The 25,034-nt window shown below is 42.0% G+C and carries 23 protein-coding genes and 1 other RNA gene; 10 read left to right on the forward strand and 14 right to left on the reverse strand.

Annotated features, from left to right (window positions below; translation table 11 throughout):
* The first annotated feature begins 86 nt into the window (after nt 1–86).
* The gene (gene arsB, locus NMG48_RS04305) at nt 87–1,151 is read left to right on the forward strand and encodes an ACR3 family arsenite efflux transporter (RefSeq protein WP_271254135.1); all 1,065 of its coding nucleotides are present in this window, start codon (nt 87–89) and stop codon (nt 1,149–1,151) included.
* Nucleotides 1,152–1,248: 97 nt separating this feature from the next.
* Here the strand turns inward: arsB and NMG48_RS04310 are convergent, their stop codons facing one another.
* The 7 genes from NMG48_RS04310 to NMG48_RS04340 form a co-directional block, all read right to left on the reverse strand.
* Complete coding sequence (locus NMG48_RS04310) at nt 1,249–1,494, reverse strand: hypothetical protein (protein WP_271254136.1); 246 nt, start codon at nt 1,492–1,494, stop codon at nt 1,249–1,251.
* Between the two features lie 106 nt (nt 1,495–1,600).
* The gene (locus NMG48_RS04315) at nt 1,601–1,825 is read right to left on the reverse strand and encodes a hypothetical protein (protein WP_271254137.1); all 225 of its coding nucleotides are present in this window, start codon (nt 1,823–1,825) and stop codon (nt 1,601–1,603) included.
* 6 nt (nt 1,826–1,831) lie between these two features.
* Nucleotides 1,832–2,050 (reverse strand): hypothetical protein, encoded by a 219-nt coding sequence (locus tag NMG48_RS04320; RefSeq protein WP_271254138.1) that lies wholly within the window; start codon nt 2,048–2,050, stop codon nt 1,832–1,834.
* 101 nt (nt 2,051–2,151) lie between these two features.
* Entirely contained in the window at nt 2,152–3,321 is a 1,170-nt protein-coding gene (locus tag NMG48_RS04325) for an McrC family protein (protein ID WP_271254139.1), read from the reverse strand.
* Between the two features lie 22 nt (nt 3,322–3,343).
* Nucleotides 3,344–4,507, reverse strand: a complete 1,164-nt coding sequence (locus NMG48_RS04330; RefSeq protein WP_271254140.1) for an AAA family ATPase — start codon at nt 4,505–4,507, stop codon at nt 3,344–3,346.
* A gap of 358 nt (nt 4,508–4,865) precedes the next feature.
* Nucleotides 4,866–5,201, reverse strand: a complete 336-nt coding sequence (locus NMG48_RS04335; protein ID WP_271254141.1) for a type II toxin-antitoxin system PemK/MazF family toxin — start codon at nt 5,199–5,201, stop codon at nt 4,866–4,868.
* Nucleotides 5,202–5,450: an AbrB/MazE/SpoVT family DNA-binding domain-containing protein gene (locus NMG48_RS04340; protein ID WP_271254142.1), complete on the reverse strand. Its 249-nt coding sequence runs from the start codon at nt 5,448–5,450 to the stop codon at nt 5,202–5,204. It abuts the gene before it with no gap.
* 290 nt (nt 5,451–5,740) lie between these two features.
* On the opposite strand from NMG48_RS04340, the gene NMG48_RS04345 reads away from it, so the two are divergent.
* The 6 genes from NMG48_RS04345 to NMG48_RS04370 all read left to right on the forward strand — a co-directional run bounded on the left by NMG48_RS04345 (nt 5,741) and on the right by NMG48_RS04370 (nt 13,479).
* Nucleotides 5,741–6,748 carry an ArsJ-associated glyceraldehyde-3-phosphate dehydrogenase gene (locus NMG48_RS04345; RefSeq protein WP_271254143.1) on the forward strand — a complete coding sequence of 336 codons (1,008 nt, stop codon included), beginning with the start codon at nt 5,741–5,743 and terminating at the stop codon, nt 6,746–6,748.
* A gap of 129 nt (nt 6,749–6,877) precedes the next feature.
* Nucleotides 6,878–8,137, forward strand: coding sequence for an organoarsenical effux MFS transporter ArsJ (gene arsJ / locus NMG48_RS04350; RefSeq protein ID WP_271254144.1), 1,260 nt, complete (start codon nt 6,878–6,880; stop codon nt 8,135–8,137).
* Between the two features lie 56 nt (nt 8,138–8,193).
* Nucleotides 8,194–9,543, forward strand: coding sequence for a methylglyoxal synthase (locus NMG48_RS04355; protein ID WP_271254145.1), 1,350 nt, complete (start codon nt 8,194–8,196; stop codon nt 9,541–9,543).
* A gap of 213 nt (nt 9,544–9,756) precedes the next feature.
* On the forward strand, nt 9,757–11,286 hold the full coding sequence (locus tag NMG48_RS04360; RefSeq protein WP_271254146.1) for a phytoene desaturase family protein: 1,530 nt from the start codon (nt 9,757–9,759) through the stop codon (nt 11,284–11,286).
* A gap of 205 nt (nt 11,287–11,491) precedes the next feature.
* The gene (locus NMG48_RS04365) at nt 11,492–12,709 is read left to right on the forward strand and encodes an FAD-dependent oxidoreductase (protein ID WP_271254147.1); all 1,218 of its coding nucleotides are present in this window, start codon (nt 11,492–11,494) and stop codon (nt 12,707–12,709) included.
* Nucleotides 12,710–12,984: 275 nt separating this feature from the next.
* Entirely contained in the window at nt 12,985–13,479 is a 495-nt protein-coding gene (locus NMG48_RS04370; protein WP_126388427.1) for an HNH endonuclease, read from the forward strand.
* A gap of 85 nt (nt 13,480–13,564) precedes the next feature.
* On the opposite strand, the gene NMG48_RS04375 is transcribed toward NMG48_RS04370, so the two are convergent.
* Nucleotides 13,565–16,387: a M16 family metallopeptidase gene (locus NMG48_RS04375; protein WP_271254148.1), complete on the reverse strand. Its 2,823-nt coding sequence runs from the start codon at nt 16,385–16,387 to the stop codon at nt 13,565–13,567.
* Between the two features lie 290 nt (nt 16,388–16,677).
* Nucleotides 16,678–16,842, reverse strand: a complete 165-nt coding sequence (locus NMG48_RS04380; protein ID WP_169362655.1) for a hypothetical protein — start codon at nt 16,840–16,842, stop codon at nt 16,678–16,680.
* A 219-nt stretch (nt 16,843–17,061) separates the two neighbouring features.
* Here NMG48_RS04380 and NMG48_RS04385 point away from each other — a divergent pair, with 219 nt between their 5' ends.
* The gene (locus NMG48_RS04385; RefSeq protein WP_271254149.1) at nt 17,062–17,193 is read left to right on the forward strand and encodes a hypothetical protein; all 132 of its coding nucleotides are present in this window, start codon (nt 17,062–17,064) and stop codon (nt 17,191–17,193) included.
* 19 nt (nt 17,194–17,212) lie between these two features.
* Nucleotides 17,213–19,099, forward strand: coding sequence for an ATP-dependent zinc metalloprotease FtsH (ftsH, locus tag NMG48_RS04390; protein ID WP_126388429.1), 1,887 nt, complete (start codon nt 17,213–17,215; stop codon nt 19,097–19,099).
* A gap of 195 nt (nt 19,100–19,294) precedes the next feature.
* Here the strand turns inward: ftsH and NMG48_RS04395 are convergent, their stop codons facing one another.
* The 5 genes from NMG48_RS04395 to NMG48_RS04415 all read right to left on the reverse strand — a co-directional run bounded on the left by NMG48_RS04395 (nt 19,295) and on the right by NMG48_RS04415 (nt 22,292).
* Nucleotides 19,295–20,101 carry an alpha/beta fold hydrolase gene (locus NMG48_RS04395; protein ID WP_271254150.1) on the reverse strand — a complete coding sequence of 269 codons (807 nt, stop codon included), beginning with the start codon at nt 20,099–20,101 and terminating at the stop codon, nt 19,295–19,297.
* 45 nt (nt 20,102–20,146) lie between these two features.
* On the reverse strand, nt 20,147–20,584 hold the full coding sequence (locus NMG48_RS04400) for a PH domain-containing protein (protein ID WP_271254151.1): 438 nt from the start codon (nt 20,582–20,584) through the stop codon (nt 20,147–20,149).
* Nucleotides 20,585–20,630: 46 nt separating this feature from the next.
* The gene (locus tag NMG48_RS04405) at nt 20,631–21,830 is read right to left on the reverse strand and encodes an argininosuccinate synthase (RefSeq protein ID WP_271254152.1); all 1,200 of its coding nucleotides are present in this window, start codon (nt 21,828–21,830) and stop codon (nt 20,631–20,633) included.
* Nucleotides 21,831–21,865: 35 nt separating this feature from the next.
* An RNA gene (gene ffs / locus NMG48_RS04410) (signal recognition particle sRNA small type) lies at nt 21,866–21,962 on the reverse strand.
* A 129-nt stretch (nt 21,963–22,091) separates the two neighbouring features.
* Nucleotides 22,092–22,292 carry a DUF7219 family protein gene (locus NMG48_RS04415; protein WP_345961226.1) on the reverse strand — a complete coding sequence of 67 codons (201 nt, stop codon included), beginning with the start codon at nt 22,290–22,292 and terminating at the stop codon, nt 22,092–22,094.
* Nucleotides 22,293–22,632: 340 nt separating this feature from the next.
* On the opposite strand from NMG48_RS04415, the gene NMG48_RS04420 reads away from it, so the two are divergent.
* Nucleotides 22,633–25,005: a SpoIIE family protein phosphatase gene (locus NMG48_RS04420; protein WP_271254154.1), complete on the forward strand. Its 2,373-nt coding sequence runs from the start codon at nt 22,633–22,635 to the stop codon at nt 25,003–25,005.
* Nucleotides 25,006–25,034 lie beyond the last annotated feature (29 nt).

Here is a 25,034-nt window from a genome sequence, read left to right on the forward strand (position 1 = left end):
AACTTATAGTGCCATGAATTAATGCGAGGTGACAAAATATCGATTATTATAAATATTGATATTAATCAATATCAGGTAAATTAATCATGGCACATATACAGCCGATTAAAAAACTCTCTATACTCGATCGCTTTTTGACTGTCTGGATTTTTCTGGCGATGGCGATCGGTGTGACCATCGGTGCACTTTTTCCTGCGGTTGATCGCGTGATCAATCAGTTTCAAGTTGGCACGACCAATATTGCGATCGCGATCGGCTTAATTTTGATGATGTATCCCCCCTTCGCAAAAGTACGTTACGAAGAATTAGGTGATGTCTTCCGTAATGGCAAAATCTTAGCCCTATCCCTATTTCAGAGTTGGATCGTTGCACCGAGTTTCATGTTTCTCTTGGCGATCGCCTTTTTTCGAGACTCGCCTGAATATATGGTGGGCTTGATGTTAATTGGGATTGCGCCCTGTATCGCGATGGTGATTGTATGGAGCGATCTTGCTAAGGGTAATTCCGAATATACGGCGGGATTGGTTGCGTTTAATAGCATTTTCCAAGTTCTATTTTATAGCTTCTATGCTTGGTTTTTCATTACGGTATTACCGCCGCTATTTGGTTTGCAAAGTACGGTGGTGAATGTAAGTATTATCGAGATTGGACAGACTGTTTCTATCTATTTGGGCATTCCTTTTATCGCAGGTTTTTTGACGCGCTTTTTCTTGAGTAAAATTAAAGGGAAAAACTGGTATCACAAGGTATTTATTCCCAAAATCAGTCCGATCACCCTCATTTCATTGCTGTTTACGATTGTGGTGATGTTCAGTCTCAAGGGTAACTTGATGTTAAAAATCCCTTTAGATGTTGTCAGAATTTCGATTCCATTGTTGATTTATTTTGTTGTGATGTTTGTATTCAGCTTTTATCTTGCTTGGCTCATCAAGGCAGATTACGACAAAGCCGCAAGCGTTGCTTTTACGGCGGCAAGTAACAATTTTGAACTAGCGATCGCTGTTGCAGTCGGGGTATTTGGCATTAATTCGGGAGCAGCTTTTGTGGCGGTTGTTGGTCCCTTAATTGAGGTTCCCGTTTTAATTAGCCTTGTAAATTTATCTTTTTGGTTTAAGCGAAACTTCTTTGATAGTGCAGATCGGACTAAGTAAATTGAGGCGATCGCTCTAATCCCACCCAGTTGTTGGTTACGCAATAGCTCTCGTCCGCGCTGACGAAGTAATTCAGCAATTAGGATCATCATGATTCTTACTTGACAAATGCTTCTACTAATTCATCTTCGGTCATGCCAGTTTCTAATAGAACTTTCTCAAATACGCGATCGAGTGAATCTATGGCACTAGTATCAATATTATTTCTAGTAGCTTTTGGGGCTTCAGCAATCTCTTTACCTAGCAATTTCCACAGTTTGATTTTATGTTCAATATTGAGGGTGGTGACGGCTTCGGCTAGTAGATCAAAGGGGATGTTAATTTGGGCGGTGGCAGTTGTCATAATGTTTCTACTTGCATGGCAAGTTTTCCTTAGACCGATTGATGATGATTTTACTCGACATTTTGGGGTTTGAGTAGGATCTGGACAGATAAATTATGACCAATCATCAATTGATTGCTAGTTGCTGTAATCCTTGATAGGCAAAGATTTGTTCATCTAATGTTTTTGCTTTAGCTAAAAAAGCGAGTCTTCCTCTAATCTGTTCTTCGTAGGTAATGATGGTAACGGCAACTTCAGGATCTTCTATCTCTGCAAGTTTGGCTAAGATTCGCTTACCTTCTTGTCCGTTGCGCTGAATGAGGCTGAGATGATCGGTGTTAAAAATATACATGATGCTCTATTCAGCAGATTTGCGCCATTCTTGACCGAGGCGATTTGCTTCGTCAAAGGTGGGATCGTTTTCAAAGCTACCTGCGACTTTTAACCACCAAGGTGTTTTTTTCTGCACAAATACAAATACAGATAGCATCTGTCGCATTTGCGCGAGTTCTGTTTCTAATGCGGCAACTCTAGTTTCTAGATGTTGAGATTTGTCTTCAAGCTGTGGAGAGAGCATAGAAGTTTTTGGTGAGTTTAGGTTATGCGGCTATTATAGCAAGATGGTTGGAAGTGTAAATTTACGCGATCGCCTAACTAATCGCCCCTAATCCCACAACGTCACAAATTACTACAAATATTAGCTAAAAAACTCTGTCCACATTGATCTAGATCATCATCTAAAGCAAAAGTTAAACTACGGGTGCGAATTGTATCAGGTTTATGATCAAGCGCTTTTGTTAAATCCTGTGGATAGATTAGAATTGCTTCAGGACATTGCATGGCGATCGCATAGCTGCGTACTTGATGTAAGTCTTGAGCGCTAACGGTTTCTTTAACTTTATATTTGGTATCGAGGATAAATTTACATTCTTCTGACTGGATATCTTTGATTACAAGGTCAATGGCACAGGTTAAACCTATTTGAATGGAATATTGTTTGTATAGTCGTAAATGCAGTGGTAAATGCCTTTTGAGCCATGCTGCGACAAAGGTTTCATAGAGAGATGCCATATCAATCAAAAAGCTAAAGGATGATCGCTGTCCTTGTTTGTGCGTTGGGGCTGTGCGATCTAGAAAAAATTGACAGAGCAAATGTAAATAGCGATAGTCTTGATTGAGTCGAGAATAATGGCGATCGCGGCAGTCAGCAGCAGTAAATGGATATAGATTCACATAGCCTTGTAATGCGTGAAATGCTTTATGTACTTTGATTTGAGTGTTTTCGGAGCAAAGCTGCGATCGCAAAATACGATGCAACGTATAGAAAATTATTTGATTGTCTTCGTTGTCGTAGGTATTTTCTTGATATTGACAGGGAATCTTGATTTGCCAAGGTTTTTGGATGGCTTTAGGAATATCAATCCTGCCGCGCACATATTCCAAAGTCTCATTTTGAGAAATATAGCTACGATAGAGTCCGCGCCGACATTTTTCGAGAACTCGATTAGCCAGTAATGCGGCTAGACTATTGAGAAACTCTTGAAGCGTATCAAAATTAGCAAGTTCAGGAAATTTAAAGCCCTTAAATTCGGGTGTGTATTCCAACATTGCCAAGACATTTTTAATCGGTGTTTTCGGCTCAATAAAGATTGCGAAATCTTGGGAGACTTGGATATAGCCAACATACCCCTGTGCCGTAATGCGCCAGCGATCGCCTTTTCTATCAGCTATTAAATCAATCTCAATTTGATTGCTATATTCACGACATAGCTTCTCCTTCAAATCATAACTAATTGATTCTCTAGGAATTTCCTGCGATTGATACTCTTTGAGCTTGATGGGTGGCATTAATTAAGCTTACTGAATTTGATTAATAAATCTGTTTCTGCACATTGAACCAGCGAAAGGATTCAATAATTTCTCTGCTTTGATTGTCAAAGAAATATTCCTCTAAATATGGCTCTACTTCCATTTGCCAAATATCTTCTATTTTCTCTGATAAGTTATCACTCATAAAGAAAGAAGTTCCTAGTTCATAGTCATTGCTGCCCATTGCTTCACAGATTTTTTGGTTTAAACCTTCTAAAACTGTGATCAATTTCTCGATAGGAAAATCTGAATCTTGAAATTTATTTCTTAAACTTTGATAGTTAGGTGTAATTTTGATAAAAGCAAAACGGCGGCGCAGTGCATGATCAATTAAGGCGATCGAGCGATCGGCGGTGTTCATTGTGCCAATAATCAGCACGTTGTCAGGTATGGTGAAAGTCTTGCCTGAAGATAGGGTAATTTCTGCGTTGCGATATTCCAATAAATACATCAATTCGCCAAATACCTGTGAAATATTGGCGCGATTGATTTCATCAATGATAAAAACACAGGGAAGATCTTGATACTCCGTTTGGGCTTTTTCGCAAAATTGAATAAATCGACCTTCTGCATAGTTATAGGTCAAACTACCATCTTTGATTTCTGGCTTCAATCCCCGCATGAAGTCTTCATAAGTATAGGATGGATGAAACTGTACTAAGTCCATATAACCATCTTGAGTGGAGGTTAAGTATTTAGCAAATTTCTGAGCAATGAATGTTTTCCCCGTGCCAGGAGAACCAGCAAGAATAATTTGCTTTTTCCGTTTAATTGTCTTTTCGTATCTATCTAGCTCTTCTGGGGTAATTGAGGTGTCTTGTAAAAATTGATTCATTGCAGTGGCTTTTGCAGTCAAAGACCATTTTTCAAATTGCCCTTCAATTTTTGCTTGATCTAAGTCCTCATTAGAATTTTGATAATTTGAGGTTAATGACCATTTACCCCAACCAATATTTTTAATAAGTCCAGACTTTTTTAGATGAGTTTTAACCCAACCAAATCTACTTTCAATATGCTTTTTTTGGTTGTTGTCTTGGACATCAAGTATGAGTTTGATCTGCTCAAGAATCTGCTCGTTTGTTCCAGATCCTCCTAAATTTATTAAAGCTCTAAGAGTTATACTATATAACTCACCATCTTTAAGCATATTTGGCAACTGAGCCATAAGGGTCAAATATCTTGAGTATTAAAGTGATTATCATTGGTAATAAAGTCAAAATACTGCATAGATGCCCAATATGCAATAAAATGCTAAGTTAGCTTTACTAAGCCTAGATTTAGTATTGATTGGGAAGTAGGCGATCGCCCTTATTTTCTGGAAAATAGCGACTACACTAAACTCGTCTCAAGACGCGATCGCTGAAAACTTAATCTCAACTTTTTGATTGAGAGCGCCAGCAATTTTCTGTAACATAGACAGCGAATGCCCATCATAATCAGCATCCTCAAGCAATGCGCGATCGCCGATTGTTTAGTTCCAATGCGATTATTGGATTTTGTTTGGGTTTGATGAGAGGCGACATTCAGTAAATACAAGCATCTAAAATGCTCAAAACTTCAGCCAAAAGCTCATCCGCAGCAACCTCTATCAATTTCACCTTTCTCGACTTGTAGTCGATAGATTTCACTTGCTCCACCATCACATAGCCAGTTAGAGTTTTACTACTAGCGATCGCCACATGAAAAGGAAAATCACGCTTAGTATTTGTAATCGGACAGACAATCGCCAAACCCGTATGCTGATTGAACAGCGTATTACTCACCACTAAAGCAGGTCGCCGCCCTTTCTGCTCATGTCCAGACTGCGGATCGAAAGTGAGGATAATCAAATCGCCCTTTTTGGGAATATAACTAGCCATTTACCAAACTTCCAAACCTACAGGCGCTCCCCAATTCTCTTCTTGAACCTTATAGTTAGAAGGAATTTTGGAAACTAGATCTTTAAGATCGTACTTACCACGGATTTTACGAACAGGTTTGATTACAATCTGCTCCTTAGTTGTGATAATCTCTAGTGCGTCACCAACCAGAATATTAGCCTCAGCTAAAACCTCTTTACTGAGTCTAATTCCTTGACTATTACCCCATTTCTGGACTTTGACCAGCATAACTTTTGACGATTATTTTTGCATAATATGTATAGCCCAAGTATAGCCTAAAGTTTTAAAATTTTGACAAGCGATCGCCCTTAATTCCCTGAAAACTAAAACAGCAACTACACAAAACTCCTCTCAAGATGCGATCGCTGAAAACTTAATTTCAATTTTTTGATTGAGAGCGCCAGCAATTTTCTATAACATTGACAGATTTCCACAAATACAGCCAAAATAAATATATTGATTATTATAAATATTTATCTTAATCAATATTTAAAGCATACTTAACCTTTAGATAATCTATGGCTGTGCGCGTTGGTATTAATGGCTTTGGCAGAATTGGCAGATTGGCTCTGCGTGCTGCTTGGGAGTTTCCTGAATTAGAGTTTGTACATATCAATGAAATCAATGGCGGCGTAGAAGCTGCCGCACATTTACTCAAATTTGACTCGGTACATGGACGCTGGCAACAAGATGTACAAGTAATAGGCGATCGCATCCAAATTGATCATAAATCTCTTAGTTTTGGCGAATATGCCAAACCCGAATTAGTCAACTGGCAAGAGTTAGGCGTAGATATAGTTCTGGAATGTTCTGGCAAATTCCGTACCCCAGAAACCCTAAATCCCTATTTCACCAAAGGCGTAAAGAAGGTAATCGTTGCAGCTCCTGTCAAAGAAGAAGCGCTAAATATCGTCATGGGAATTAACGATCATCTCTACGATCCCGTGCAGCATCATATTCTCACCGCCGCTTCCTGTACGACCAATTGCCTCGCGCCTGTAGTGAAAGTCATCCATGAAAGTTTAGGCATTAAACATGGCGTAATTACCACGATTCACGACAATACAAATACTCAAACCCTTGTTGATGCTCCCCATAAAGATCTGCGTCGCGCTAGGGCTTCGGCTTTGTCCCTAATTCCCACAACTACGGGATCGGCAACGGCAATAACTCTAATCTATCCCGAACTCAAGGGGAAATTAAATGGCTTAGCTGTGCGAGTGCCTTTGCTAAATGCTTCGCTTACGGATTGTGTGTTTGAAGTAGCAAGAGAAACCACAATTGAGGAAGTCAATAGTTTATTAAAGGTAGCTGCCGAAGGTGAACTAAAGGGGATTTTAGGCTACGAAGAACGTCCCTTAGTTTCTATTGATTACAAAGACGATCCGCGATCGTCCATTATTGATGCCCTCTCGACAATGGTTGTAGATGGAACTCAGGTAAAGATTCTCGCTTGGTATGACAACGAATGGGGCTATTCCTGTCGCATGGCGGAATTAGCAAGAAAAGTGGCTTTGTCTATTTAAGACCCTCACCCCCCATCCCCCTCTCCCGCAGGAGAGGGGGAGCGAAGAAGATATTTTTACTTGTTCTCCTCTCCTGCGGGAGAGGGGCTAGGGGTGAGGGCAAATCATCTAACCTTTGAGGAATTGATTATGACCTCTTCTACTACATCTCAAGCAAACTTCAAAAACTATGTGCTAGTTACCCTCACCTATTGGGGATTCACGATTACCGATGGCGCGTTGCGCCTGTTAGTATTGCTTTATTTCAATAATATTGGCTACACACCGATTCAAATCGCTTCTCTATTCCTATTCTATGAAGTCTTTGGAGTCGTTACTAATTTTTTAGGTGGATGGATTGGTTCACAGTTAGGGCTGAAAGTTACGCTCTATACAGGGATTAGCTTACAGATTTTCTCCCTTGCGATGTTGTCTTTTCTTAATCCAGAATGGGCGCAATGGTTAGCGGTTCTCTATGTGATGATCGCTCAAGCTTTTTCAGGAATTGCCAAAGACTTAACGAAAATGAGTACCAAGAGTGCGATTCGCTTAGTCGTAACACAGGATGCTCAATCGGCTTTGTTTAAATGGGTTGCGATTCTCACAGGTTCTAAGAATGCCCTTAAAGGTGTCGGCTTTTTTGTCGGAAGTGCTTTATTAGGACTATGCGGGTTTGTGAATTCCCTATGGATTATGGCGGGAGGTTTATTCCTACTCTTATTCACAGGCTTATTCCTACCTAAGGGCATGGGCAAAATCAAAACAAAAGTCAAATTTAAACAACTCTTTTCCAAAAGCCCTGAAATTAATCTGTTATCCGCAGCAAGATTCTTTCTCTTTGGTTCTAGAGACGTATGGTTTGTGGTGGGATTGCCTGTATTTTTGCGAAGTGTTTTAGGTTGGTCGTTTTATCAAGTTGGTGGATTTCTAGCATGTTGGGTAATTGGCTATGGCATCATTCAATCCCTCGCACCAACATTAATTAAGCGCTTTGGTTCAGGTCAGCCGCCGCGATCGCAAACAGTGCGATTTTGGACAACATCCCTCATTGCCGTTCCTGCGATCATGGCGATCACACTGCAATTAAATCTCCCTGCAAACTTAGTAATCATTGGCGGGCTACTAATTTTTGGTATCGTCTTTGCCTTTAACTCATCGGTGCATTCTTACTTAGTTCTCGCTTTCACCGATGATGACAAAGTAGCCCTAAATGTGGGCTTCTATTACATGGCAAATTCGGGTGGACGCTTAGCAGGAACGGTTCTATCGGGGTTGATTTATGAATTTTATGGATTGATTGGCTGCCTATGGGTATCCGCAATCATGGTTTTAGCTGCGGCTGTGATTACGCGCAAGTTACCCGATCCTGAAACCCCAAAAGTGATCGCATGGAAATCTGATGGAGAATAAATAGTATCGGATGAATTTTTGTAGACTCCTGTACTAAGCAAAATTGAAAAAACAATATGCCAATCTCTATTGCCCTCATCGCCCATGACACCCAAAAAGCAGATATGGTCGCACTGGCGCAAAAGTACCATGTAACTTTGTCTCGCTATAATTCCCTTGCGACTGCAAATACTGGTAAGCAAATTCAATCCGCCACAGGGCTACCTATCGAGCTAGTGCGATCGCAACGGGATGGTGGTGATATTGAAATTGCTGCCCGTGTCATTGCAGGAGAAGTTGCCTGTGTCATCTGGCTATTCGAGCCCGATCATGCTCCACTCCTCGGCTCCAATCTTCTAAATTTATTGCGAATATGCAAAATCTATAATGTCCCTCTGGCGACGAACCTTGCTACCGCAAATATCGTGTTGCAATCACTAGGCAAAAGTCGTATTGCCCATCTGATTTTTAACCCCATTGCAGGACAGGGCAATCCTGACGCGGATCTCGCCATGATTCGCCAAATTTTGGAACCCCATGTGCAACTAAAAATTATTTTCACAAAGCCTGATCTGAACCCTACCGATCAAGCCAAAACCGCGATCGCGACAATTCAAGAGAGAAACTCCACTGCTTCTGACACCGATTTTATTATTGCTTCTGGTGGCGATGGGACGGTTTCCGCAGTAGCCAATGCTTTAATTGGCACAGGTATTCCCCTTGGGATTATTCCTAGAGGCACTGCTAATGCTTTCTCCGTAGCATTAGGGATTCCAACGGGGTTAAAGGCAGCTTGCGAAAACATCCTCACAGGCAATACCTGTATTGTCGATGCTGCCCGTTGCAATGACTTGCCGATGATTTTGCTAGCTGGTATCGGCTTTGAAGCGGAAACCGTGGAACGCGCTGATCGGGATATGAAAAATCTCTTAGGAGCCTTTGCCTATTTCCTCGCAGGGGCGCAACAACTTTTGGAACAGAAGCTCTTTACCGTTGAAGTGGAAATTGATGGATCAGTCACGCAGTTTCAATGTGGAGCGATGACTATTGCCAATGCTGCGCCTCCAACTTCAGTACTGGCGCAAGGTTGGGGAGAGGTGATTCCTAACGATGGGTTACTTGATGTGACGATCGCCATTTCCAAAAATGAGAGCCTCAATCTTTCCGATCGCCTATTAGCGATCGATGTCATCGGTAAGCTATTTGCGTCTGCATTAGTCAAAACTCCCATCGAAAATGAAGTCTTAGTCTGTTTCCGAACTAACAAAATCAAGGTTACGGCAATTCCACCGCAAAAAGTGGTAGTAGATGGCGAGATCATTGGTACAACTCCCGTTGAAGTCGTCTGTATACCTAACGGATTAACGGTTTTTGCGCCATTAGTTAATAGTTTGCTGTCAGTCAAAAAATCAGCCGAATCCCATTAACTTGAGCGTGCGGAATGATGCCAAGGATTTTCTAGTCTGCTTGACTTAAGCTTTGAGTCAATAAGTTCTTGATTTGCTTTCGCAATTCCTAAAGACTTTTAAGTGATTTTTTCCGCAAGCCTGAGAGCAAAGTAAAATAAGGAATATATTCCCAGACGAAATGATCGACTTCTAAACCCTACCAAATCTTTGTATTGTTGTAGGAGAGGCAAAATGAAGACAGATTATTTGATTGTCGGTAGCGGTATATCCGCTTTGGTATTTGCAGCTTTGATGGCAAAATCTGGTAAAAAAGTCCAGCTCCTAGAAGCCCATGAACATGCAGGAGGTTTTGGACATACTTTTACAATGGCAAATAAATATAAATTTAATGCTCAGCTTCATTATGTGTGGAACTGTGGTGAAGGACAACCTGTTCATCAAGTTCTCCAAAAACTAGATCTAGACAAGTCAGTTACCTTTGAGCATTACGATCGCGATGGTTTTGACCATATGCACATGCCCAATTACGCGCTGCAAATTCCATCCTCATTGGAGGAGTTAAGCCGCAGATTGTCCGACCTATTTCCTAAAGATGCGACTCAAATTAGGAAGTTTATTAATGAAGTACAAACAACGAGTGAAGGCTTAGAAAAGTTAGCACCACCCATCATTCCTAGTCAGCTATTTCAAAATTTTGGCGCAGTATTCTGTGCTTTGAAATATTTGAATAGTACGCTCCAAGATGTTTTTGACAAATTTCGATTACCACTGGAGGCGCAAACCCTGTTAGCCCTGCAATGGCCAGATTTTTTATTACCGCCGAATCAACTCTCTTTTTATGCTTGGGTGATTTTATTCACGGGCTATCAAAAGGGAGCATTTTATCCGACTAAACACTTTGAGCATGTGATTAATTCCTTAGTGAATGTCATTCAGGAAAATGGCGGCAAGGTTTTGCTCAATCATGAAGTGACCAATTTCCGAGTTCAAGATGGTGCGGTAATTGGTGTCGAGGCAAAGGATTTGCGATCGCATCAAACCCATGATTTTACAGGCGAAACCGTGATTTGTAATATCGATCCACAAAAAGCCGCACATATGATTGGTCTAGAAAAATTCTCTAAACCAATTCGCCAAAAGCTGAGCTATGACTACTCACCCTCTAACTTTATGGCGTACTGCGTTGTCAAGGATCTTGATTTGCATCAGTACGGCTTTGGTAAATGGAACACTTTTCATTCAGGACATCGTGATCTCAATGAATCCTTTGATCAGATGTATACCAAGCATGACTTCTCTAATCCTAGCTTTGCGATTACGACACCCACACTTTTGACTGAAGAAGATCGTGATTGCCCTGAAGGATGTCAAGTCATGGAATTCCTGACAGTAGCTAATTACAATTATTTCAAGCAATTGCGGGATACTGACCCCAAAGCCTATCGTCAGAAAAAAGAAGAGATTTTGGAATCAATTCTTGATGTTGTCGAAAAGAACTATATTCCTAATTTGCGCCAACATATCGTTTTCAAAATCACTGGTAGTCCCACCACCAACGAAAGATTTTGTGGCTGTCCCGATGGTAATTCCTATGGTTCGAGCTTAACACCTCGGAATATGGGGCTTAGTCGGCTGAATTACGAGTCATCGCTTAAGAATTTCTATTTTTGCAATGCTTCCTCTGGTTATCCCGGTTTTGCACCGACCTTTTGGACAGGAGCAAGGCTATATCAACATTTATCAGGAGATACGATTCCGTAACTAAAAATGGCTATGGCATTTTTAGTTTTAAAACATCTTACTGGGTTTGGTTTTAATTCACGAAAGGGTGGTCACACTTTCGTGAATTGGTATTACAGCACTTTGCACTGTAATCAGAACCAAGAAATTTTGTAAAAGTGTTGCTTTGCAACACTTTTACAAAATTTCTTGTAATTCGCTCTAATACTTCATTCAGGTGATGAACATGAAAATAGCAGTTATTGGTGGCGGCGCAAGTGGCATGGTGACAGCTTATCTGCTGGATAAACAGGGGCATTTTGTAACTGTGATGGAAGAACAGCCGATGTTGGGTGGTCATATTCGGACATTGAATAAAAATGTCCAAGCGAGTCATGCTGATTGCGAATTTCTGTTAGAAAGCGGTGTACTAGAGTTTCCCGTTGCATTTCATAGTTTTTTGGATTTAATGCAGGAATTAGAAGTTGAATTAGAGCCTGTACAGGTTGGTTCAGGTCTATTTTTAGCAGATGGTCGCCATTTCCTGTCGTCAGTAATGATTCAAAAAAACTTCACAGGCTTACAGCGACTGATCGAATATCTGCGAATAGATACACTCTATGCGCGATCGGCAGGACTATGGATTACCTTACATTCTGCTCAAGCTAAAGAACTTCACGATCATCCAATGTCCGATTACTTGAAGCCTAAATGTATTCGCTGTGATTGGTTAAAACTGCTGACGATGTATAGTTACTCGATGCCATTGGAATTGATTGATGATTTTCCTGCCGAATTAGTCATCCCTGCATTACGTGATTATGTGTTTGCTAAATGGGTGAAAATTAAGGGAGGTGTATATTCCTATATTGAAAAAATTCTAGAAAGATTTCGGGGCAAGATTCTGCTCAATACCAAGATTACCGAAATTAGACGCATCGATACATCAGTGCAGATTCAATTTGCTGATGGCAGACTGGAAATATTTGACAAAGTAGTTTTTGCCACACCACCTGATCGCATTCTCAAGTTACTTGTTGATCCGACTTTTGAGGAATCAAAACGCTTCTCCGCTTGGCAAAGCAATCATGCTCAAACCATCATCCATACTGATACTTCCATGTATAACCAATATGGTATTAAGCAAGCTTCGGAGTTTGATTTCTTTCAAATGTCCGATGGATGGGGATATAACGCTTCTTTAAATCAACTATGCGGTTTGCGATCGCCTCAGCAATATAGCCTCGCTTTTCATTTAGATCAGGCGATCGCCACAGATAAAATTATTCATGTTCAGAAACATAATACGCCGCTATATACAGTGGAAGCTTTGCATTATCGCAATGAAGTTATGGAGACCAATGGTGAAAACCATACCTATTATGTAGGAGCCTATCTTGGTGATGGTCTGCATGAAGGAGCGATCGCCTCGGCAATGCGAGTTGCCCAATTAATTGGTGTGTAATCAATAAAAGTAAGGATGGGCGGCGCTTCGCGCCGCCCATCCTTACCATCTTGTATATGGCAGTCCTAAATCATTTGTAGATTTTTGGGTTTGTGGAAGCGCAACCCTTCGGGTTGCGCTTCCACAAACCATTTAGGATTGCTATAGCTATATTTCTAGTTCTAACGTAAAGTGCTGTAAAAATCAGCAAACCTGATTTTTATTGTAGTTACCCAAGATGTGTGTAGATTTTTGGTTAGCTGTGCTAGCATCTTTTGTGAGTTCGCTGGATAGTAATGGCAAAAGTCCTTGTACTAAACGCATCCTATGAGCCGCTGAACATTACCAATTGGCAGCGTGCAATTGTGTTGGTTATAAAAGGTAAAGCCGAACAAGTCGAACATAATGGCAAAATGGTCTACCCTGGGATGCCATTGCCTAGCGTGATCCGAATGTTGCAATATGTCAGCATTCCCTACAAAGAAATTCCCCTCACTCGCCGCAATATTCTCCATCGCGATGCCCATTCCTGTCAGTACTGTGGATATACTGGCGATGGTTTGACCCTTGATCATGTATTACCGCGATCGCGTGGTGGTGCTGATAGTTGGGACAATATTATTACTGCCTGTGTGCGTTGCAATGTTAAAAAAGGCAATCGCACTCCTAAGGAGGCATCAATGCCTCTAAAAAAACAACCCCGTCGTCCTCATAGTGGTTTGCATTTTGAAGTAACCAAATATTTGCGATCGGGCAATCACGATGAATGGCAAAAATACATTATTCACTAAAAAGTAGTGCCGCTACGCAACACTACTTTTCTGAACTTTGAGAGATGGTTTGCTACGCAAACCATCTCTCAAAGCAAGTTTTGCGTTATTTAGGAACTACAGAAACAATTAAAAGGTTGTCAGGCTGTAATAACTCTTTCGCCGCACGGTTAACCTGTTCGAGAGTTACCGATTGAATCCGCTGGGGATACTTGTAAAAATCGCCAACGGGTAAGCCATAGATTTCATCACTGAGTAGAGAATTAGCAATGCTATCAGGATCAGCAAATTCCGTCGCGAAATTATTAATCAAGCTCTTTTTCGCCACATCAAATTCTGCTTGGGTGATGCCTTTATCACGCACATCCTTGAGCAATCCTATGGTTGCTGCGATCGCCTTTTGTGTATCCTTACCGCTGGTTTGCATTTGGACAATGAATGCACCCTGAGGCGGTCTGCCAGCTTGGAAGAAACTGTAAATACCATAGGTCAAACCAAGGCGATCGCGAATTTCGGTTCCAAGACGACTCGCTAAGGTATCACCACCGAGGACTTGATTAAGTACTAATGCAGGATAATATTGGGGATCAGAACGAGAAATGCTGGGATGTCCAATAATTGTGACCGCTTGGGTTTTACCAGCAAGAGCTTCTTGTTTCTCCGTGGTTTTGGCAAGCTTCTGAATTTTTGGGAATTGGAATTTTGGCGCATTGCCCTTGGATTGCCATTTGCCCAGCTTCTCCTCTAAGAGACTTCTTACAGTTGCAGGATCAAAGTCTCCTGTCAGTGTGAGAATCGTATTATCAGGACGATAAAAGGTTTTATAGAAGGTCATTAAATCTTCCCGCTTCAAAGATTTGAGCGTCTCTTCCGTTTTCATCGCATTAAAGGGATGACCTTTGGGATAGAGCGTTGATTGGAAGATGCGCCGCGCTAACGAATTGGGGTTATCTAATTCTGATTTAAATGCTAATAAATTACGCTGAAGATTCAGTTCAAATTCCTTATTTGGGAAAGTGGCATTTTGCAGCAGATCCGCTAATTGGTCAATCACAATTGGCAAGTCCTTTGCCATCGAAATTGCCGAAATACCAACACTTTCGCGTCCTGCGGAAAATCCTAATCTCGCGCCTAGATTTTCCAATCGGGAGGCAAGGGTGAGGGCATCTTTGGTAGTTGTACCATTGGTGAGATTTTGGGCTGTAATTCCTGCTAAGCCTGCCTTCTCAATCGTGTCAAAACCTGCACCTGCATTGATTTCACCAACGAGAGTAACCGTAGGCGTGCTGCGATCGCGCAATAGCAAAACCTTTAAGCCATTGGATAGCGTGAATTTGTCAGGCTGTACCGCCGTTGGTGTTCCTGCCTTAGCAATCAAAGCACTCTCTGGTAAATACTTCGCAACTTCCGCAGGATCAACAGGAGAATTAGGCTTAAAGGATTCCGCTGAATGGGGGTTGCTAGGAGTTGTGCCTGCCCCAGCCGTGATCACCGAAGGCTCAAAATATCCCACTACACGGCGATCGCTTTGTAGATATTGCTGAGCGACTCTTTGCACATCCGCGATTGTGACTTTTTCAACCGCATCTAGATAGCGATCGCTATAGCGATAATCCTTAGCAACGGTTTGGTTGTAACCAATTTGAACTGCTTGGGAGCTAATATCGCGATTGCCGAGAATATAGCTTGCCCGCATATTAGTTTTGGCACGTTCTAGCTCGGCAGATGTAACAGGCTGCGTTTTTATTTTCTCAATTTCATCAAGGATCAGGCGATCAAGATCTTCAAGGGACTTTCCTTCCGTTGGGGTCGCACTTACCAAATACCAACCTGTGCCAATCTGCGTGGATGAATTGCCACTGACACTACTCGCTAAACCTGTTTCCACTAAGGCTTGATAAAAGCGCGAACTCCGACCTGATGTCAAAATGCTATCCAACACATCAACTGCGGCGACATCAGGATCATTAGTTTTCGGTAGATTAGGATAAACTGCTTGTAAAAATGGCACACTACCAGGTTCTTTAAGGCGAATCGGTTCCTTGCTAGATTGTGGTTCTGGCGGCTTAGGCTTTTTCTGCTGAGCTTCCGCCGTGATGATCTCTTTAGGCTTGGGTGGAGCCTGAATTGCGCCGAAGATTTCCTTTACTTTTTTAAGCGTAGCCTGCGTCTCAAAATTGCCCACAATTACCAATGTGGCATTATCAGGACGATAAAAAGTACGGTAATAATTTTGAATATCTTCAACCGTATAGTTCTCAACTTCAGGACGATAGCCAATTACTGGCCATCCATAGGAGCTGTCGGGATATGCCGCTAGCATCACTTGACGATACAGTCTAGTTCCGGGATTGTTATTCCCCCCATCTAGCTCTGACAAAACTACAGTGCGTTCGCTTTTAAGTTCCTTTTCACCTGCGACCGTGTTCACCATGCGATCGGCTTCTAGCTTTAGCATCGCTTCCAGTTTATCGCTGCCCGTTGTTCCAAAATAGGCGGTCATGTCATAGCTAGTAAAGGCATTAAAGTTACTGCCCAAGGCACTAAATAAACGTCCAAACTGAATTGGACGTTCCTTTGTACCTTTAAACATCAAGTGTTCAAGTTGGTGGGAAATACCTGTAATGCCGAGTTTTTCATTTTGTGAACCCACACGATACCAAACTTGGACACTAACGACAGGAGCAGTATTGACCTCTTTAGTTAAAACTGTTAACCCATTATCTAGAACTGTTTTGACAACATCGCCCGTTAACGAATCCTTTGGCGATACAAGCGATCGCGTCGGAGTTTTGGCAACTAGATCGGGCTGAGCAGCCTGTGCTTGACCTCCCCCTAGTTGTAGAAATGATTGCGACCATAGTGGCAAGTTACCAAGCATCACTACAGCGATCACTGTAGCTAAACTACGACTCAAAAAAGAGAGCATAAAATTACGCTTCACCGAAATCTCCACGAAATACAGCTTTTATTATAGTTGTGCAAACATGTTAACGTGAGTTCAATATCGCCTGTGCTGTGCAAAGAAAAGCAAAAATGGCGAAAAATGCTAATAATCGCCGATTAATCCTCTAATTTTTCGCTTTCGTCGAACTGACATCAGGTTAGGGACTCGCAGTAAAATAAGGAACAGATTTTTGATAGCTCAGCTTCGCCACGCTGCAAAAAATCTGTTCCCTTATCAAATCGCAGAACCCTAAGCAATTTAGGCTATCCCAATTAGTTTTTAGGCTGTTCAATAATGCGAATATTCACATATTGATCATTTTTCAGCTTTTCCTTAATTTTTTTCTCCATCTCTTGTTCTTTCTTCTTATCAGAATCATTCATCTGTTGGGAAAGCCATAGACATCCAGTAACTAACAAAGCCCCAATAATTTCCATATAAATTTTTATGCAAATTCGTGATGGCGAATATTAAGCCTTTTAAATTTTATGAGTCAAGTAAATTGCATATAAAATCTATAAAATTGTCAGAACTTAACATATATAAAACAACTTGAGTCCGATATCGCCATTTGAGACATGCGAGGCATGTCTCAAATGGCGAAAATAGCAAAAATTGCTTAGCAATTTTTGCTATTTGTCTTGCTAGTCAAACTGATGTCAAAACAGCCGCAAGTAACACCTTCGATCGGGGTATGGAGCGCTTTCCTTTGGATAGATATTTGCGATCGCACGATTACATTACTTGAGGATCGTGGTAAGTTAAGTTTAGTTAAGAAATTATTTTGAACATCAGGCTCTTTGCTATATGAAATCCTCTTGGAGAACTGCACTGCTGTGGTTGCTGCCCATAGCGATAATTGGCTTTTTTGGCTGGCAGACATTAGTTGCTCGTCCTGCCCCTAGTCGTCCAACGGTGAATGCAGCAAATACCCGCATCGCCTACGGAAGATTTCTTGAGTATCTCGATGAACATCGGGTACGCAAGGTCGATATTTTTGATGGTGGTCGCACGGCGGTAATCGTAGCAAGCGATCCCCAAATTGAGGGCAAAGAGCAACGCGCTAGAGTTGACTTGCCACTATATGCCCCAGAATTGATGGACAAACTCAATGAAGGTGGTGTGGATTTAGCAATTTATCCACCTAGCAACAATGGCGCGATCTGGAGTGTTCTTAGCAATTTAGTTTTCCCCGTTGCTTTAATCGCAGGTTTATTTTTCCTATTCCGTCGTTCCAATCAAATGGGCGGTCCCGGACAAGCTATGGACTTTGGTAAATCCAAGGCGCGTTTTGCGATGGATGCCAAGACAGGCGTAATGTTTGATGATGTCGCTGGTATCGAAGAAGCTAAGGAAGAATTACAAGAAGTTGTAACTTTCTTGAAAAAGCCCGAACGCTTTACCGCCGTTGGCGCAAAGATTCCTAAGGGTGTTTTGTTAATTGGTCCTCCCGGAACTGGTAAGACCTTGCTTGCCAAGGCGATCGCTGGTGAAGCTGGCGTACCTTTCTTCTCCGTATCTGGTTCTGAGTTCGTGGAAATGTTCGTTGGTGTTGGCGCATCCCGTGTACGCGACTTGTTCAAGAAGGCTAAGGAAAACGCACCTTGCATCATCTTTATCGATGAAATTGATGCAGTTGGTCGTCAACGTGGCGCTGGTATTGGTGGTGGTAATGACGAGCGCGAACAAACCCTCAACCAAATCCTCACCGAAATGGATGGCTTTGAAGGTAACTCTGGTGTGATCGTGATTGCGGCAACTAACCGTGCTGATGTCCTTGACTCCGCACTGTTACGTCCCGGTCGTTTCGATCGCCAAATTGGTGTTGATCCACCTGATATCAAGGGTCGTTTGCAAGTTCTTAACGTTCATGCCCGTGACAAAAAGATTAGCCCTGAAGTTTCCCTAGAAGCGATCGCTCGTCGTACCCCAGGTTTTGCAGGTGCTGACCTTGCGAACTTACTTAATGAAGCCGCAATTCTCACCGCTCGTCGTCGTAAGGATGCAATGACTATGGCAGAAATTGATGATGCCGTAGACAGAATCATTGCTGGCTTAGAAGGTAAGGCTCTCGTCGATAGCCGTAACAAGCGCTTGATTGCCTATCACGAAGTTGGTCATGCGATCGTTGGTACATTACTCAAGGATCATGATCCAGTTCAAAAAGTTACCCTCATTCCTAGAGGTCAAGCGGCTGGTTTGACATGGTTCACTCCCGATGAAGAACAAACTCTGATCTCTCGTGGTCAAATCCTCGCTCGCATCACCGCTGCCCTCGGTGGACGCGCTGCGGAAGAAGCAGTATTCGGTTCTGCGGAAGTAACTACTGGTGCTGGTGGCGACTTGCAACAGGTAAGCGGCATGGCACGTCAGATGGTGACAAGATTTGGTATGTCCAATATTGGTCAACTTGCCCTCGAAGGTCAAAGCTCTGAAGTATTCCTCGGACGTAGCATGGGTGGCGGATCGCAATATTCTGAAGATATTTCGGCAAAGATCGATCAACAAGTTCGTGAAATTGTGCAGAAATGCTATCAAACAGCCTTGCAAATCGTGTATGAAAATCGCACAGCGATCGATCGCGTTGTCGATCTGCTAGTTGAGAATGAAACTCTCGATGGTGATGAATTCCGTCGCATCATCTCTGAGTACACATCCGTTCCTGTAAAAGAACGTTTTGTACCTCAAATTTAAAAATCGCCCAAAAAGAGAGCGGACACGTTGTGTCCGCTCTCTTTTAGTTTCACGTTAACTAAACGTGAGTTCGATAACGCTATTTTCCGCCTTCGTCGAAACGAAACCCATATTTCTGTGCCGTCCGCGTAGCGGGCGGCACAGAAATATGGGTTTTAAGTTTACTTATGCCTGACTACTTACTAAATTCTATTTTTATATAGCGATCGCAAGATATTCCTGAATCAGATCAATGGTCTCCTGTGGATGACTCATATGAGGACAATGCCATGTAGCGTCCATGATTTTTAGGATACTTTTAGGTAAATTTTGATGTAAATAATGCCCTACCTCGATAGGTACAAAGGCATCATCTAGAGATTGAAGGATTAATGAAGGTGATGTCACTTTAGATAAGTTATGGCGGTTATCAGAATGTAAAGTCACCTCCGCAAAATGCGTGGTGATCGTCGGATCATTTGCTCGATAGCTTTGCTCTAACTCTTGAGTTAACTCTGGCTTATCCTCATTTCTCATCACAATGGGAGCTAAGAAGTTTGCCCAACCAATATAGTTCTTTTCCATAATGTCCAGTAGTTCTGCAATATCTTGCTCCTCAAAACCACCGATATAATTAGGTTTGTTGATGTAACAGGGAGAAGCTCCAACGAGAATCAGCTTTTGAAACAGATGAGGTACTTGGAGTGAAGCTAAGATGCCAATCATCCCGCTTACAGAATGCGCGATGAGAATTGTGCTGTCTAATGACAAGTATTCACAAATATCGAGGATATCTTGAGCATAACCTTCTAGATCACTATAGCGATCGACTTCATAAGCACTAGGATCTGACTGTCCTGAACCTACATAATCAAATAAAACGACTTGGTAATCCTTCTCAAAGGCAGGAGTCACGAAACGCCACATCTTTTGGTCACAGCCAAACCCATTTGCAAAGATGATGGTTTGTTTGCCTTTGCCCAAAATTTTGACATTATTACGAAGAATAATACTTTGACTCATGCGGTCTCAATTTCAGTCATCAGTATGAACTCCAAAGGGCAGCTTCTAGCTATACTCTCTTGGGTTTTCTTCATCACGGACACGAAAACGAAATCTCGCCTCTTGAATACAGGGGCGCATCTGCTCGTATAGCTCCCTGACATCTATAGGCAAACGTTCTAATAATATCTTTGGAGCTGATAGATCGCGGGTAATCAAGAGCATATTGCCACTACCCATAATCCTTTGATTTAATGGCTTTTCGAGATGGATATCATCGACTTGATAAATTTCTAAAGTCTCGATCGCTCTAGAAAATATCCCAGTTTCAATCACAATTCGCTGTGAAGTAATTAAATATTGCGTATTGATCGATTTTAGCCAAAACCAAAACGCTCCAATTCCTAAAGTAAACACAGAAATCAGTAACCTAGTCACACTACCAATTACAGCAGGATGACCTTTAAACAGAATGCGTTCTTCGTGTAAAGGAGCTTTTGTCATAGTGGCTATATAAACTAGAAAGGAGCGCTAAGCGCTCCTTTCTAGTTTATCTGTTTTTCTGCGCCCATACACGGATTGGCAGTCCCCAAACATAAATAAAGCCTTCGGCTGCTTTATGGTCGAATTGGTCAGCACTGGTGTAAGTTGCAAGGTCTTCGTCGTAGAGAGAATTCACGGATTTACGCCCAACGATGGTGGCGTTACCTTTATGGAATTTAACGCGAACCACACCTGTCACGCGCTCTTGGCTCTTATCAATAAAAGCATCAAGGGCGGATTTAAGAGGGCTATACCACAAGCCGTTGTAAATGATCTTGCCGTAGGTTTCCTCGACACCACGCTTGTATTGAGCTAGGTCAGAGGGCAGGGCAAGACTTTCGAGGTCGCGGTGAGCATGGATTAAAACCAACATCGCAGGTGCTTCATAGATCTCGCGAGACTTGATTCCCACAAGACGATTTTCTACCATGTCTATGCGTCCATAGCCATTACCACCAGCGATCGCATTGAGTCGGGTGACTAACTCCACTGGCTCAAGGGCTTGACCATCCAGCGACACGGGCAGACCTTTCTCAAAGCCAATTTCGGTATAGGTTGGCTCATCGGGAGTATCAGCGATCGCCTTGGTGAAGTCATAAATTTCTTCAGGTGGCTCATTCCAAGCGTCCTCAAGGGGACCTGCTTCGATGCTGCGTCCGAGCAAGTTGCGATCAATACTGAAAGGAGAAGATTTCTTAACAGGGGAAGGAATCCCAAACTTTTCACCATAGGCGATCGTTTCTTCTCGGCTCATCCCCCATTCGCGGGCAGGGGCTAGCACCTTAATATCGGGGTTAAGTGCGGCGATCGACACATCAAAGCGCACTTGGTCATTGCCCTTACCTGTACAGCCGTGGGCTACTGCATCCGCACCATATTCTTCGGCTGCCTCAACCAAAATCTTGGCAATGAGAGGACGCGCTAGAGCCGTAGTTAAAGGATAGCGATTTTCATACAGCGCATTGGCTTTAATCGCAGGAAAGGCATAGTCTGTAACAAATTCTTTAGTAACATCTCTAACTAGAGAAACCGAAGCTCCTGAATCTAGAGCCTTTTGTTTAATCGGTGCTAATTCATCGCCTTGTCCTAGATCTGCTGCAAGGGTAATGACTTCTTCAACACCCCATTCTTGCTTGAGATAAGGAATGCAAACAGATGTATCAACGCCGCCCGAATACGCAAGTACGACTTTTTTCGCCCGACCCATGGATCTCTCCTAAACCGATTTCTAAACCTAAAAAAAGTAGCCCGGGTACTACGCCTACCTCAAGCATCCCTTAGTGCTGCTGTCTTCCGACCCTGACACGATTCGGGCGTTAAGATCGCATAGATCCGAGCCACTTATAAGAGTAGCACTAAGCGGGGAACTTAAACTAAAAACTTGCCAATTGTTGGCAAATCCATACATAAGTCCTGAGGATATCCTAAATTCAAGAAAGCAGCACAATATGCTGCCTTTTTATATGGTTTATATGGCAAGGTTTTGTTTAGAGCGTTCGAGTTGCTGCCATAGCTCTGTAATCTGCGTGAATGCCTCTTGAGCCGAAATCTTGCCACCCGTTTCTAAGGCACAAATAATACTGACTCGATGCGAGAATTCTTGCAAGTTAGCATTAAACATCAAGTTCTCTGGGGTAAATGTGCCGTAGTAACGGGACCGGGGAAACATAACTTTGGTTGTGGTAGGCATAATTCCCTCCTTAAGATTGCAAATCAGGGTGACTGTTCGGTAGCCTTAAGATCCTGAAAGGTGAGATGGCACAAGAGTGCGGGTTATAACCTTTTTTGGCAGCTATTTTGGTTTGATAGGCGTGAGCAATTTTATTAACCTAATCTTAACCTAGATTTAATTTATTATGATGGTCTTGTTTGTGATAAGTTCCCGACATAACTTGGAATTGCTATTTAGCCGAGTCTATGTAGAATCCTGCAAAGTTAGCGATCGCGAAGTTCTAACAGGTCTACGGTATGACAGGAAATAGCATTATGAAGAGGCATGTGAGCCAAATATGACGCTATTTAAACCTGCGATCGCCTTGATGAATCATCTTAAATACCCCCAAAAATTTTTGCTGATTAGCTTGCTATTTGTTTTGCCACTAGCGCTCGTGATGAACTTGCTACTGTCAGAAATCAATAGCCGCATTGACTTTACCCAAAAAGAAATCTATGGCAACACTTACCTCCGTCCTCTAAACCAACTCTGGCAGCATATCCCCCGCAGACAGTTAATTTTACAGCGCCAGTTCTATAAAGATACCCAAAGTTTCGGTCAAATATTACATTCTCAGTCACAGGAATTAATCGATTTACAAAACAAGATTGATCAAGCATTTGTCAAGCTCACAAATGTCGATCGCCAATTAGGTAAGGTCGTCCAAACTAGCGATAAATTGCAAGATATCAAGTTTGCATGGCTTAGTCTGAGAGATAGTCAAGAGTTTGCTTCTTTTCGGAATCATGATGCCCTTCTCGAACAACTCGATCGCTTCCGTATCCATATAGTTGACTTCTCAAATTTGATTCTCGATCCAGATCTTGATACTTACTATCTGATGGATGCTAGTGCCGTGAAATTGCCAGAGATGCAAAAGCTCCTGCATCAAATTATGCAGATAGAGGCAGAAGTTATCTTTAAAAAAGAAATTAGCAATGCTAATAAAGAGAAATTAATTGCTTGCATTAGCTTATTAAATAATTACAATAATGCGATCGCCGCAAATCTAGAGAGAGCTTTTAACAATAATCCGAGCCAGAATCTCCGTAACTCTCTCAATATTCCTCTGCGTAATTTTGTTGTTAGTGTCAGTGAATTTAACGCTTATACCAATGAGTTAGTAAGACAAGAAAATAAATTTAATTTTACAGATAGTTTTTATCGGCAAGAGATGGAAAGTACTTTAGATGACAGCTTTACACTCTGGCAACAGGTTGTTGATCGCCTCGATGAGCTATTGACATACCGCATTCAAGGATTTGAGCAACGCAAACAATTTATCTTGATGTTTGTGGCGGTTATTTTGATCGCGATCATCTATTTATTTATTGGCTTTTATCTATCGGTAATGCGAACTGTTCATCAATTAGACATTGCCTCCAAACAAATGACTAGTAATGGTGCGATATCAATACGTCTCGATAGTAAAGATGAATTATCGATGGTTGTGCGCTCATTTAACAATGTGGCGATCGCTCTACGGGAATCTGAGGAGAAATATCGCAGCATTTTTGAAAATTCGGTTGATGGCATCTTTCAAACTACGGTTGATGGCAAATACATCAGTGTGAATCCTGCCCTAGCCAAAATTTATGGCTACAGATCAGTTGAGCAGATGCTGGAGGAAATCGTTGATATTCAGTCACAGCTTTATGTGGATCGCGATCGCCGTCAACAGTTTCAGACCTTGATGGATGCAAATGACACCATTACAAACTTTGAATCACAAATCTATAAACGCGATCGCAGCAAGATCTGGATTAGTGAAAATGTGCGCGCAATCCGTGATGGCAATGGCAAAATCATTTATTACGAAGGCACGGTCGCAGATATTACACAAAGGAAACTTGCCGAAATAGCATTAGAGAAAGCTAATCAACAGATTTTATCGCTGAATAACCGCCTTAAAGAAGAGAATTTACGCATGAGTAGTGAGCTAGAAGTGACCCGCAAACTTCAGCAGATGATTTTGCCCAAAGAACAAGAACTATCATTGATTTTGGGATTAGATATTGCAGGATTTATGGAACCTGCTGCTGAGGTGGGTGGCGATTATTACGATGTACTGCAACAGCATGGGCGGATTAAAATCGGGATAGGTGATGTGACGGGACATGGCTTAGAAAGCGGAATGCTGATGATTATGGTACAGACTGCCGTGCGTACCCTATTGCAAAGTGAAGAAAATGATCCTGTCCGTTTTTTAGATACACTCAATCGCACCATTTATGGAAATGTGCAGCGCATGTCATCGGATAAAAATTTAACGCTCTCTCTCATTGATTACGAACATGGCAAATTGACGTTAAGTGGTCAGCACGAAGAAATTATTGTGGTGCGCAAAAATGGAACTCTAGAACGTTTTGATACAATTGATCTCGGATTCCCCATCGGTCTAGAGGAAGAGATTTCTAATTTCCTCGCTCAAAAGCAAATTCATTTAGATTTAGGCGATGTCATGGTGCTATATACCGATGGGATTACGGAAGCAGAGAATGAATCTCGCCAGCTTTATGGTGTGGATCGTCTATGTGAAGTGGTACGCCAAAATGTAGACAAATCTGCTAGTAATATTCGACAGGCGGTGATTGAAGATCTGCGATCGCACATTGGTACGCAAAAAATCTATGACGACATCACCTTGCTAGTTCTCAAACAAAAATAAAAGGATTGGCGGCACAAAGTACCACCAAT

The organism is Pseudanabaena sp. Chao 1811, assembly GCF_027942295.1.
In the GTDB taxonomy this organism is placed as follows: Bacteria; Cyanobacteriota; Cyanobacteriia; order Pseudanabaenales; family Pseudanabaenaceae; genus Pseudanabaena.